We start from the raw sequence: 12840 nt of genomic DNA, 5'->3' as shown, positions 1-12840 counted from the left end.
TAAATTCGCATTCAATACAGATCATCGTTGCTTTTCACATGAGAAGAATTGTTATAAACATTTAGGCGCCGGCCGTCGTGCCGATTGTGTATTGGCGGGGGTCCTTTGTGTCATGGGCGCAGCCCTCATCCCGTGGATGGTTATTCTGTTGTTTACGATGCCTTTTCCGGGTGTGCTGGGCTGGATCGCGTTGGATTGTGCAGAAATAGCGGCTCTGTGGACAAGTGCCTGGTGGGTGCTGACGCGTCGGCCTCACGCTGCTGCGGGGTTGTGGGGTGTTGCTGCTTTAATGCTAATTGACGCGATTGCTGACGTGACGTCGTCGTTTCCCAATATCGGAAGCGCCGTTCTGACCATTCCGGTCGAGTTGTTCGTCAGTGGCTGGGCGGCATGGTGCGCCTATGCATGGGGTAAGAACACGTAAGCGTGCGGTCTCGGAGCGCAGGAGGTAGAGCCATGATTACGACGCAGAAGATTCACGACCAGCCACCGGAGGGTGAGGGGACGCGGATCCTCGTGGATCGGCTATGGCCTCGCGGAGTGAAGAAAGCCACGGCACCGATTGATGAATGGTTGAAGGGCCTTGCGCCTTCGCCAGAGCTCAGAAAAGACTGGGGGCACGATCCATCGCGCTTTTCCCAATTCGCGGATAGGTATCGTTCCGAGCTGGATGAGCGCCTGACTACCTATAAGGATGAGGTCGCAACGGGGAACGACGGTGACAGTTCGGAGGCCGACACTGATGTGGAGGCTGCTCAGGTGGGGGAGTTGTGCGAGCGTGCAGCATCCGGAGAAAGCATCATCTTGGTCTTTGCAGCGAAAGATCGTGTGTTTAATCATGCCGTAGTTTTAAAAGCATGGCTTGACGAGCACACACGTTAATACTGCGTGCACGAATACTGCGCATACGCCCGTGATGCACACGCCTGTGATAGCTCGCTGGGTGTGCGTCACAAGATTTTCATTGGGTCAACCGGCGTAGGGGACGTCCGGCGGACAGACGGGAGGAGATATATGGGCGGCAAAAATTTCCGTGACCAGCGTCGATAATAAAAGTTGAGTCGAGTGGAATAACTTTTAGAACTGCGTCGTTACATCTAATGTCGCAAGGTTGAGTGAGTAAGACTCAAGTTAGCTTGACAAGCGTGACTCCTCTGGGTCAGACTGTGACAGGTCGTTGAGTCTGATTCACTCAGCCTCACACAAATACGTACATGCTCCGGGCGAGATCACGGGCAGAACCGATGAGTGAGCTCCACATGATTCCCCGGGCACAACAAATGTAACGAAAGGAAACGCAGATAATGGGACGTGCAGTCGGAATTGACTTGGGTACTACAAACTCAGTGGTATCCGTTTTGGAAGGTGGAGACCCCACCGTTATCGCTAACTCTGAAGGCTCGCGGACGACGCCGTCGGTGGTAGCTTTTTCGAAGAACGGCGAGGTGCTCGTTGGGCAGTCGGCTAAGAACCAGGCAGTGACCAACGTTGACCGCACTATTCGCTCGGTCAAGCGCCACATCGGCGACGACTCCTGGAATGTCGGCATCGATGACAAGAAGTACACGGCGCAGGAGATTTCCGCCCGTATTCTTCAGAAACTGAAGAGGGACGCTGAGAGCTACCTCGGCGAGGACGTTACCGACGCCGTAATTACCGTCCCGGCTTACTTCTCCGACGCTCAGCGCCAGGCAACTAAGGACGCTGGCCAGATCGCGGGCCTTAATGTGCTCCGTATTGTGAACGAACCGACGGCTGCGGCGCTGGCATACGGCCTTGAAAAAGGCGAAGACGACCAGACCATTCTGGTATACGACCTTGGTGGCGGTACCTTCGACGTCTCGCTTCTGGAGATCGGCGAGGGTGTTGTAGAAGTCCGCGCGACCAATGGTGACAACAAACTCGGTGGCGATGACTGGGATCAGCGCATCGTTGACTGGTTAACCGACAAGTTCAAGTCCTCACACGGCATTGACCTGACCAAGGACAAGATGGCCATGCAGCGTCTGCGTGAGGCTGCTGAGAAAGCCAAGATTGAGCTTTCCTCCTCGCAGCAGACCAGCATCAACCTGCCGTACATCACGGTTGACGAGGACAAGAACCCGCTCTTCCTTGACGAGACGCTGTCCCGCACAGAATTCCAGCGCATCACCCAGGATCTTCTGGACCGTACTCGTAAGCCGTTCCAGCAGGTTCTTTCCGACGCTGATATCTCGGTATCCGACATCGACCACGTGGTTCTCGTCGGCGGTTCGACCCGTATGCCGGCCGTGACCGACCTGGTCAAGGAGCTGACGGGTGGTAAAGAGCCGAACAAGGGCGTTAACCCGGACGAGGTTGTCGCCGTCGGTGCTGCCCTGCAGGCCGGGGTGCTTCGTGGTGAGGTCAAGGACGTTTTGCTTCTGGACGTCACCCCACTATCCCTCGGTATTGAAACCAAGGGTGGCGTGATGACCAAGCTCATCGAACGCAACACGACCATCCCGACGAAGCGCTCTGAGACCTTCACCACGGCGGAGGATAATCAGCCGTCCGTCCAGATCCAGGTCTTCCAGGGTGAGCGCGAGATGGCGTCGGCCAACAAATTGCTCGGTTCCTTCGAGCTGGGCGGAATTGCGCCGGCTCCGCGTGGAATCCCGCAGATCGAGGTTACTTTCGACATTGACGCCAACGGCATTGTCCACGTCACCGCGAAGGATAAGGGCACGGGTAAGGAAAACACCATTAAGATCCAGGATGGTTCAGGCCTGTCCCAGGACGAAATTGATCGCATGGTGAAGGACGCCGAGGCTCACGCGGAAGAGGATAAGAAGCGCCGCGAGGAGCAGGAAGTTCGCAACTCTGCGGAGTCCATGGTTTACCAGACCCGCAAGTTTGTCGACGATAACAAGGAGAAGGTCTCCCAGGACATCCAGGACAAGGTCGAGGAAGCCGCCAAGGGTGTTGACGAGGCCCTGAAGGGTGACGATATCGAGGCCATCAAGTCCGCTGTTGAGAAGCTGTCCGCGGAGTCTCAGGAGATGGGCAAGTCCCTCTACGAGTCTGAGGCCGCCAACGCCGGAGCTGCTGGTGGTGCTGCAGGTGCTGCGGGTGCCGAGGCAGGATCTGACAACTCCGACCCCAACGTTGTTGACGCCGAGGTAGTCGACGAAGACAAGAAGGATGATGACAAGTGAGTCTAGGCAACGACATGCCCGATGACCCGGGTGCGCCGGCCAACACAGACCCAGAAGGTGCATCCCCCAACGAGGCCGAAGCTGCAGTTGATGAAGCCCGCCTCGCGCAGGAAACGCCCGACGGAGATGTCCCCGAAGGGGCCGTCGACGGTGAAAACGTTGCCGAAGAACTTGACGACATCGATGCCGAAGTAGACGGTCTTCAAGACGACCCCGACATAGCGGTCGAATCCGCCGAAGACGATGCTGCCCGCGACCTCCAGGACGAGGGGCAAGAGCCCGTTGATGATGGGACTGCTCCCGCTGGTGAGGAGGCTGCTGGCGCTGCCGGTGGTGCGTCCTCCGTCGAGAAGCAACTCGAAGAAATGACTGCCGATCTGAAGCGGGTCTCAGCCGAGTATACAAACTACCGGCGTCGGGCCGAGCGGGATCGGGCGGCGACATTCGAGCTGGCCAAAGCGCAAGTTGCGAGTGACCTTCTGCCCATGGCGGATGACTTTGACCTTGCAGAAAAGCACGGCGATTTGAAAGAAGAAGGGCCGTTGAAGGTCTTTTCGGACAAATTCACCAAGCTGATTGCGGATTTGGGTGTTGAAAAGTTTGGCCAAGAGGGTGATGTTTTCGATCCCAACTTTCACGAGGCTGTGCAAGATATGTCATCCGGCGACGACAAAACCGTGGCGACGGTTCTACGCGCTGGGTATCGAATGGGCGACCGGGTATTACGAACCGCAATGGTAGTCATCGGCGACCCTGAGTAAGCTGGCTGGCCCTTGCTACGGGTAAGGGCCATGGGCCATGGGTTTCTACCAGGGGCGTCGTAAGTAACGCTTATATATAGCCCGGGTGGTTAACAACCACCCGGGCTTTTTCGTGCAGCGGTCGACGTCATTGTCATGGTGTGACGGATGCAGGGGAATCGGTGGCGCTGGATGCGCTGGATGCGCTGGGTGCGTTGTTGGCGCTGGGTGCGTTGTTGGCGCTGGGTGCGTTAGTAGCTTACTGAAACAAAATATCCTTCACTGGCGAATTAAATAGAGTCCCGGGCATACTATGTGCGCAGCTGCCCATGTCGACGGTTGCACACATAGGTGTCTGCGCCGAGCATAATTCTTATGGTGTGAGGCCTATCTCGAGATGGCCGTCATGTGTACATGGCGTAGTCGTCGTACATAACGGGTGAAGCTATCGTCCGGTTTTGGTATGGTCACCTTCCAGAATTAACCGTGCGCAGTGAGCCTTTAGTTCCCCGCCAATTATCAGTTCGCAATGATGGAAGCTCTATGAAAGAAGCAACAGCCTCTGAGCAACGCGTTCAGCTTGATGAATCACCTATTAATAACACACAGACAGGGGAACGGTATTCGCCCCGAATGACCATCGGCGAATTTACCATGAATGTCCTCAACGGTATTTCGGTCGCCGTGGTTGTGGCATTGGTTCCCCAAGCGCTGTTAGGGGAGCTATTCAAGGCTCTGCTTCCCGTTTTTCCGCAGGGCCAAGGAATCATTGGGATGGTGTCCGTCGCCTCTAGCATGTTGCCGATAGCCATCGGCCTACTAGTAGCGATGCAGTTCAAAATGACGCACATCCAGACCGCCACTGTTGCGATCTCAGCTGTCATGGGGTCAGGCGTCGTTCGGGGGATCGGTTCTGACGGAATCATTCAACTAAAGGGCACTGGGCTAGTTATTAATACTGGTCTAACCGCGGCGTTTGCCGTCCTTATAATCCTCCTTATAGGTGACAGGCTTAAGAGCTACACCATTTTGGTCCTTCCGCCGACGGTCATTGTTATCGCTGGCGGCATCGGTAAATTCGTGACGTACCCTGCGGTGCTGGTCTTCACAAAGTGGTTAGGTAGCCTCGTCGTAGGAGCGACGGATCTGCAGCCCATCGTGATGGGGCTTATCTTGGGCATTGTTTTCGGCCTGATGATGGCGTCGCCAATTTCGACGGTCGGAATCGCCACCGCCATCTTCCTATCCGGTATCGCCTCGGGAGTTGCGAACGTTGGATGTTGCGCCGTCGCTTTCACCATGATGTGGGCTGGGTGGAAAGTGAATGGACCAGGGGGATCGCTTGTGCACGTGGTGGGATCCGCGAAAGTTCAGGTTGCCAATATGCTGCGACGGCCCGTTGCGCTGTTGCCGGTTGTCGTTGCGTGCGCGATCAGCGGCGTCGTCGCGGGCATTTTCCGGGTGCAAGGTACGCCCATTTCGGCCGGTTTCGGGATTTCCGGGCTGGTTGGTCCGCTTGCGGCACTGAACGCAGAAGGCTGGGGATGGAGTGTGCGGAATATCCTGGTCGTTGTGCTTGTTTACGCGGTGGTGCCGTGTGTATCGGGGTATCTTGCGGTCAAGCTCTTTGATAAGAAACTAGGCGTGACGAACCAAGACATGTATGCCCTGAAATTCGATTAAGTCTCTTCGGGGAGGGGTAGTGATCTGAGATTGAGTTGACCGTGGGTTGGCGCCCGGTGGTGTGGATCCTGGGCTGGGCGTTATGTGGATTTTGTGCCGGATGATGGTTTCTGGGCGGGGGATTTCCGGGCCCAGGTTGCCCGTGCCACCCATGGCCAAAACTGCGGGGGTATATAAAGAGCGCATCCGAGAACTGCGGGGGGATATGCCCGATTTTTCGCCTTTTTTGACCATATCCCCCCGCAGTTTTGAAATGGCCTAATATCCCCCCGCAGTTCTCGCGCTCCGATTAGGGCAGGGCGATATTTGACGACTTTCGGGCTCGTGGCTCGCCGTCTTTGTGCGTCTCGACCTCGCATTATCCAGGACTGAATTGTGAAATGGGCGGGTCAAGGTTCGACCCGGAAAACGTAGCGCGACCTAAAAAACGTAGTCCGAGCCTGGACAACGTAGCGCGGTCCTGGAATATTTTCCCTGTTTAAACCGTTATTCCCAATGTAAAGTTAAGTCTACTAGACTCAACCTTGAGGCATGGTGAGGGCCCACATGTGTGGTGGCGGCAGTTCACAATGAGGTTTTGGCATGGGCTGACGGTTATCGCGCTTGTGAAACTACGGACAGTGGTATGCCGCGGGCTGAGTAACGGGAAACGGCTGACCAGGGCTCCCCACATCACCAGCCAACACAAGACAACAACGGTAGCAAGCAACAAAGCGATAAATAGTGGAAGAAGGCAAATATGACGGCTCAACGAGAGTGGGCAGACAAGGACTATTACAAGGACTTAGGAGTTTCTCGCAGCGCTAGCGAGGATGAGATTAAAAAGGCGTACCGCAAGATCGCTAGGGATAACCACCCGGATAGCCACCCCGGCGATTCAGCCGCGGAGGAACGGTTTAAGCAAGCCAGCGAGGCGTATTCCGTCGTCGGCGATGCGAAAAAACGTAAGGAATACGACGAATTGAAAGATATGCTGGCTTCCGGTGGTCTCGGTGGCTTCGGGGGCGGCGGTTTCAATAACGGTGGCTTTAACTCGGGTGGATTTGGTGGTCAGTATGGGTCGCCGGGCGGTTTCCGCACCACGTTTAGCAATTACGATACGGGCAGTGGTTTCTCTGCCTCCGATCTGTTCGGCGGCGAGTCCGGCGGAGGCATCGGCGATATTCTCGGCGACCTGTTCAGCGGCAGTCGGAGTAGCGCGTCTGCTGCCGCCAGCCGTGGTCAGCGGAATTTGCGTGGTGCCGACGTCGAAACGGAAATTACGTTGGATTTTCGCGAGGCTACCAAAGGCGCCACGGTGCCGATTCGCTTGACGAACCCCTCGTCGTGCCAGGAGTGCCACGGTTCGGGTGCCAAACCCGGGACGTCGCCACACACATGCTCGGCGTGTAATGGCAAAGGTGTCGTGTCCGACAACCGGGGCGCGTTCGGGTTGTCGCGGCCGTGTTCCGATTGTGGTGGCACGGGCTCGAAGATCGACGACCCCTGCCCGGCCTGCAAGGGTAGCGGTGTGACCAATCGCACTCGAACGATTACTGTGCGTGTTCCGTCCGGGGTTGTCGACGGTCAGAAGGTTCGCTTGGCTGGTCAGGGTGAGGCTGGAATGCGCGGCCGTCCGGCGGGCGATTTGTTCGTCACGGTCCATGTGCGGCCGGACAAGCTCTTCACTCGCAAGGGTGACGACCTGCGTGTCACCGTCCCGGTTAGTTTTTCTGAGCTGGCTTTAGGTGGAGTCGTTACTGTGCCGACGCTGGACAATAAGGTTCGCGTCAAGATTCCCGCGGGTACTAACGACGGTCGTACGCTGCGTGTTCGTGGCCGCGGTGTGCCGAAGCGTAATCAGAAGAATGGTGATCTTTTGGTGACGGTTAAAGTGGCGGTCCCGCCGAAATTGGACGAAGGTGCTGCCTCCGCGCTTCGTAGTTACGTAGCTGAGGAAAAGCGCCTGGGCTTTGATCCGCGCGCCAACTGGCCAGGGAAGGAGGGGTAAGTCATGGCTTCGAACTCCGAACGACGACACAGCACAAGGGACTCTGCCCGCGCTGGTGAGACGGGTGGACCACGCGCTGGCACAACTGGCGAAAGCCACGCCACCGGCGATACGTCTCGGCAAACCCATACCAGGGGAAGTAGACAGCCACTGGGTGAGGTACGTCGGGAAGAAGTTTATGTCATCTCGGTGGCGGCAGAACTGACCGGACTCCACGCCCAGACTCTCCGCACTTATGACCGCATGGGGCTGGTGACGCCTGAACGGACGCGGGGAGGTGGGCGGCGATACTCGCCGGACGATATTGAGATGCTTCGCGAAATACAGAAGCTTTCTCATGAAGATGGTGTTAATCTCGCGGGAATACGGGCGATCATTGACTTGAAGTCCCAAGTGGATGAGCTCCAGGCGGAGAACCATCAACTTCGGGAGCGATTGGCTCGTATGGAAGCTCAACACGGCAGGTCACGTGGTGAAATTGTGCATGTTCCTCGGTCTACCGCTGTTGTCATGTGGGAACCGGGGGCTCGGCGTAGAAAGGATAGGCGTGATAGAAGGTAGGGGGCCGCACAGCCATGACTCTGCGTCGCGGGGTGACGACGGCGCTCACGACGGTGTGACGCAAAGCGACGCCGGAGTCCACGAAGCTTCCCTGGTTCCCGTCGTCACTTTCCTGCAAACCCACGGATCGAGCTTCGTAGATGCCGTATTTACTCACCTTTTCGCCCGTCGCCCCTCTTTTATCCGCCGACTTCCCGCGGACTTGTCGCAGCTTAAGACCAGTTTTCGGCGGGCGCTGGTGCACGTGTACGCCAAGCAGGCAACCGGCAATGGGCTGGACCGACGCACGAGACGTTTTCTCCGGCACCTCGCAGAAGATCACCGAAGTTTCGGCGTCGAGGCCCCCGACTATGTCGCGATGGGGGATGCCATTATCGACGCCGGCCGCGAGATGATCGCGCCACAGGTCACCTCGGAAGAATTTGAGCTCTTCGCCATGGCAACCGGCCAAATCATCGGCCTTATGGAAGAAGGTGCCGCCGAATACAGCGAAGTTCCCGTGCGCTGGGGCGCCACCGTCCTAGACGTCGATCACCGGTCTGATGCCATCACAGTCGTTCGGCTCGCCGCTGACTCACCCATCCCGTACCGCGCCGGGCAATCAGTGCCGGTTCTGGCCCCACAATCGTCGGGTAAGCGGAAATGGCTGGCACCCGCTATCCCGCACAGCGATGACGGTCTAATCGAGTTTCATCTCGAGGTATCTCGGCCCGAAGCACCGCGGCGGCAGGCGCTAACCGGCAGTGCCGCACTTGTTTTTGACCTTGCTCGCATGACTCGCCCGGGTGACGTGTGGGAAATCGGTGCTGCACGGGGATCCATGACAGTTGATCTCCTCGACGGTTCACGCCCAGCATTGATGGTGGCCCACGGTGCTCATTTGGCGGCGATCCGCGCAATCATCCTCGACCTAGCGTCGAAACCATCGCCCCCGCCGACCCACCTGTTCTTCGGTGCCGAGTACCCCAGTGATCTTTACGAGCTCCGGACACTCTGGTCTTTCGATACGGCTATGGACTGGCTGACCGTGCACCCGTCGACGGTGCATTCGGAGGAAAACCAGTTTGCCCGCACGTCCGCCTACGCTGTCGCGCCGCGCGACTTCACTGTGCGGGAGGGGATTGCACTTGCCGACGACGTTATGGCGTGCGGCCCCTGGCAAGGCCACGAAACGATGCTGGCGGGGCCGAAGACGATGGTGGGGGATGTTAAAAGGAGGCTCATGGCGTCGGGCATGAATCCGGCGCTGATCACGATGACCTCGTAGGCGCTACGCGATAACCACCACCAGGTCGCCACCATCAACGTGGAAGGTCCCATCGGAAATAATGCGCTCGATGGTTCCATCAACGGGGGCCGTAATGCTGGCCTCCATTTTCATCGCCTCGATCACCGCGATCTTGTCACCGGCGTGAACAGTGTCGCCTTCGTCCACGGTCACGGTGACATTGCCCGCGTAGGGTGCGGCCACGTGGCCGGGATTGGAGCGGTCGGCTTTTTCCGCAGGGTTGACGTCGGCTTCGACGGATTCGTCGCGGACAAAGACGGGCCGTAGTTCGCCATTGAGGAAGCACATGACGGTTCGCACACCGCGCGCGTCGGGCTCCGAAATGGACTGCAGCTGCACAATAAGATCAATACCTTTAGTCAGCTGAATCTTTTGCTCTTCGTTGGGGTATAGGCCGAAGAAGAACTGGTTCGTGGACAGTCGGCTGACCTCACCATATTCGTTGCGGTGCGTATCAAAATCAGCCGCGGGACCGGGGAAGAGCAGGCGATTCAGCGTGTTCCGACGATCCTCTGACGACCCATTCAAGTGGTCCTCATCCTCGGACGATACTGGCGTGATCTCCGGTGTTTTCTCCCGACCCTTGAGCGCCTGGGTACGGAATGGTTCGGGCCATCCACCGGGTGGAGTCCCCAGCTCACCGTTGAGGAACCCGATGACCGAATCCGGGATGTCATAGTCATTCGGATTCGCAGCGAAGTCCGCCGGATCAATACCCGCCCCGACCAGCTGTAACGCCAGGTCGCCGACCACCTTGGACGAGGGCGTCACCTTCACCAGGTGCCCAAGCATCTCATCGGCCGCGGCATAGGCGTCTTCGATTTGCTCGAAGTTGTGCTCCAGCCCCAGCGCCGTCGCCTGCGCGCGAAGGTTCGTCAGCTGGCCACCAGGGATTTCGTGGTTGTATACCCGGCCTGTTGGGGCAGCGAGCCCCTTGTCGAACGGCGCGTACACCGAGCGCACGCCCTCCCAGTACGGTTCTAAGGCGCTCACGGCCGCCAGGTCCAGGCCGGTGTCGTACTTCGTGTTCGCCGTGGCTGCGACGATGGCCGACAGCGACGGCTGCGAGGTCGTCCCCGCCATAGGAGCCGAGGCACCATCGATAGCATCCGCGCCTGCCTCCCACGCAGCCATGTACGTGGCCAGCGATCCACCGGCAGTATCATGCGTGTGAATGTGAATGGGCAGGTCGAATTCCTTACGCAGCTCGGTGACAAGTATGCGCGCCGCCTCGGGGCGGAGCAGTCCGGCCATGTCCTTGATCGCCAGAATGTGCGCGCCCGCATCTACGATGGTGTGCGCCAGATTCATGTAATAATCCAGCGTGTAGAGCTTTTCATTGGGGTCGGCGACGTTGCCGGCGTAACTCATCGCCACTTCCGCCACGGCGGTCCCGGTTTCCCGGACAGCATCGATGGCGGCCTTCATCTGGCTGACGTCGTTCAGGGCGTCGAAAATTCGGAAAATGTCGACGCCAGAGGCGGCAGCTTCCTTCACGAACGCCTTCGTGACGGTCTCGGGGTAGGGGGTATATCCGACGGTGTTGCGCCCGCGGAGCAGCATCTGGATACACACGTTCGGCATTGCTTGGCGCAGGCGGTCCAAACGCGCCCACGGGTCCTCCTTGAGGAACCGCATGGCGACGTCATAGGTGGCGCCGCCCCACGCTTCGACGGACAACAGCTGGGGTGTCGTGCGCGCAACATGGCCCGCGGCGGCAACGAGGTCGTTGGTACGAACGCGCGTGGCCAGCAACGATTGGTGCGCATCGCGGAACGTCGTATCGGTCACCGCAACACCGCGGCGTTGGCGTAGCTCTTGCGCGAATTTTTCGGGCCTGAGCTTCAAGAGGCGGTCGCGCGATCCCTCGGGCAGCGGGGCTGATGTGTCAATCGTCGGCAATTTATCTGCCGGGTTGAGAGTGGTAGCGCGCTCACCGTTCGGCTTGTTCACCGTCACATTGCCCAAGTACCGCATGATCTTGTCGGCACGGTTGGCGTACGGCTTGGTGGTGAGCAGATCGGGGTGATCCGCGATAAACGATGTGGTGAAGTTGCCGGCACGGAAATCGGGGTTATCCAGGACACCGCGGAGGAATCGAATGTTCGTCGCGACGCCCCGGATGCGGAATTCATCAAGCGCGCGCCGGGCACGATGGACAGCGGAGTCGAAGTCTCGCCCGCGGCAGGTGAGCTTGACCAGGAGCGAATCGAAGTGTCCGGTGACCTCGGCGCCCGTTGCGGTACCCCCGTCGAGGCGAATACCGGAACCGCCCGGCGACCTGTAGGCCGTGATGTACCCGGTGTCGGGGCGAAAGTCATTGGCCGGATCCTCCGTGGTGATGCGGCATTGCATCGCGGCACCGTGGAAGGAAATAGTGTCTTGAGTGAGTCCAATCTCGGGCAGCGACGCGCCCGCCGCGATCTGCAGCTGCGCCCGGACAATGTCGATATCCGTGATTTCCTCGGTGACCGTGTGTTCGACCTGCACGCGAGGGTTCATTTCGATGAACACGTGGTTGCCGTCTTCATCAACAAGGAATTCGACGGTTCCCGCGCCGCGGTAGTTGATGTGCCGCGCGAAGTTCACCGCGTCGGTGCAGATGGCCTCGCGCTGTTCGGGCGTCAGGCTAGGTGCGGGCGCGAGTTCCACTACTTTTTGGTGGCGACGCTGCACGGAACAGTCGCGTTCGAAGAGGTGGACGACGTTGCCTTGCCCGTCGGCGAGGATCTGCACCTCGATGTGCTTCGGATTGACTACTGCTTGTTCAAGAAAAACGGTGGGGTCGCCGAAGGCGGTTTTGGCCTCATTGGATGCTGTCTCGCATAGCTCGCGGAGTTTGTCGCGCGAGGGGATGAGGCGCATACCACGCCCGCCACCCCCGGCAACGGCCTTGACGAAGAGTGGGTAGGGCATATCCGATTCGTCAGCCAGGCGTTCTAGCTCGTCGAGGTCGTCGGTGGCGGGGGTGTCGCCTAGGGTGGGCAGCCCAGCTTCTTTCGCATTGTGGATAGCGGTGGCCTTGTTGCCCGTCATGTCGAGGACGTCGGCGGTGGGGCCGACGAAGGCGATCCCCTCGCGTTCACAAGCGCGCGCGAGCTCGGGGTTCTCGGAGAGGAATCCGTAGCCGGGGTAGATGGCTTCGGCTCCCGAGTCTTTGGCAACGGAGATGATTTCGTCGACGTCGAGGTAGGCCTTGACCGGGTGGCCTTCTTCTCCGATTTCGTAGGCTTCATCAGCCTTGATGCGGTGGGAGGAGTGTCGATCCTCCCAGGGGTAGACCGCGACTGTGCTGGACTCAAGTTCGTGGGCAGCGCGGAACGCGCGGATGGCGATCTCGCCGCGGTTGGCGACGAGGACCTTGGAGAAGTGACGTACTGGCATAGCTTCCTATCTCAACGT

General features: G+C 58.6%; 9 protein-coding genes. 8 read left to right on the top strand and 1 reads right to left on the bottom strand.

Going from position 1 to position 12840, the window contains the following annotated elements; translation table 11 throughout:
* Positions 1 to 112: 112 nt before the first annotated feature.
* From I6J23_RS02150 to I6J23_RS02115, 8 genes are all read left to right on the top strand, one after another.
* A complete protein-coding gene (locus I6J23_RS02150; protein WP_204582346.1) occupies positions 113 to 424 on the top strand; it encodes a hypothetical protein in 312 nt (103 codons plus the stop codon).
* A gap of 32 nt (positions 425 to 456) precedes the next feature.
* On the top strand, positions 457 to 882 hold the full coding sequence (locus I6J23_RS02145; protein ID WP_204582345.1) for a DUF488 domain-containing protein: 426 nt from the start codon (positions 457 to 459) through the stop codon (positions 880 to 882).
* Positions 883 to 1304: 422 nt separating this feature from the next.
* Positions 1305 to 3176: a molecular chaperone DnaK gene (gene dnaK / locus I6J23_RS02140; protein WP_204582344.1), complete on the top strand. Its 1872-nt coding sequence runs from the start codon at positions 1305 to 1307 to the stop codon at positions 3174 to 3176.
* Positions 3173 to 3937, top strand: a complete 765-nt coding sequence (gene grpE / locus I6J23_RS02135; RefSeq protein ID WP_412523848.1) for a nucleotide exchange factor GrpE — start codon at positions 3173 to 3175, stop codon at positions 3935 to 3937. The genes dnaK and grpE overlap by 4 nt, the downstream gene beginning before the upstream one ends.
* A 633-nt stretch (positions 3938 to 4570) precedes the next feature.
* A complete protein-coding gene (locus tag I6J23_RS02130; protein ID WP_412523857.1) occupies positions 4571 to 5599 on the top strand; it encodes a PTS sugar transporter subunit IIC in 1029 nt (342 codons plus the stop codon).
* Positions 5600 to 6338: 739 nt separating this feature from the next.
* A complete protein-coding gene (dnaJ, locus tag I6J23_RS02125; protein WP_204582342.1) occupies positions 6339 to 7589 on the top strand; it encodes a molecular chaperone DnaJ in 1251 nt (416 codons plus the stop codon).
* A 150-nt stretch (positions 7590 to 7739) separates the two neighbouring features.
* On the top strand, positions 7740 to 8150 hold the full coding sequence (locus tag I6J23_RS02120; protein WP_041629054.1) for a heat shock protein transcriptional repressor HspR: 411 nt from the start codon (positions 7740 to 7742) through the stop codon (positions 8148 to 8150).
* Entirely contained in the window at positions 8137 to 9417 is a 1281-nt protein-coding gene (locus tag I6J23_RS02115) for a hypothetical protein (RefSeq protein WP_204582341.1), read from the top strand. Before I6J23_RS02120 ends, I6J23_RS02115 begins: the two co-directional genes overlap by 14 nt.
* A gap of 3 nt (positions 9418 to 9420) precedes the next feature.
* Here I6J23_RS02115 and I6J23_RS02110 read toward each other — a convergent pair whose 3' ends face one another.
* Positions 9421 to 12822, bottom strand: coding sequence for a pyruvate carboxylase (locus I6J23_RS02110; protein ID WP_204582340.1), 3402 nt, complete (start codon positions 12820 to 12822; stop codon positions 9421 to 9423).
* Positions 12823 to 12840 lie beyond the last annotated feature (18 nt).

It is taken from the genome of Corynebacterium kroppenstedtii (assembly GCF_016894245.1).
Classification (GTDB): domain Bacteria; phylum Actinomycetota; class Actinomycetes; order Mycobacteriales; family Mycobacteriaceae; genus Corynebacterium.
This window is presented reverse-complemented; position numbering and strand designations above follow the sequence as displayed.

What these genes read in the sequence shown, in the direction of transcription:
- I6J23_RS02150 (WP_204582346.1), top strand. Translation starts at nt 113, where the DNA reads ATGGGCGCAGCCCTCATCCCGTGGATGGTTATTCTGTTGTTTACGATG.
- dnaK (WP_204582344.1), top strand. Translation starts at nt 1,305, where the DNA reads ATGGGACGTGCAGTCGGAATTGACTTGGGTACTACAAACTCAGTGGTA.
- dnaJ (WP_204582342.1), top strand. Translation starts at nt 6,339, where the DNA reads ATGACGGCTCAACGAGAGTGGGCAGACAAGGACTATTACAAGGACTTA.
- I6J23_RS02145 (WP_204582345.1), top strand. Translation starts at nt 457, where the DNA reads ATGATTACGACGCAGAAGATTCACGACCAGCCACCGGAGGGTGAGGGG.
- I6J23_RS02130 (WP_412523857.1), top strand. Translation starts at nt 4,571, where the DNA reads ATGAATGTCCTCAACGGTATTTCGGTCGCCGTGGTTGTGGCATTGGTT.
- I6J23_RS02110 (WP_204582340.1), bottom strand. Translation starts at nt 12,822, where the DNA reads ATGCCAGTACGTCACTTCTCCAAGGTCCTCGTCGCCAACCGCGGCGAG.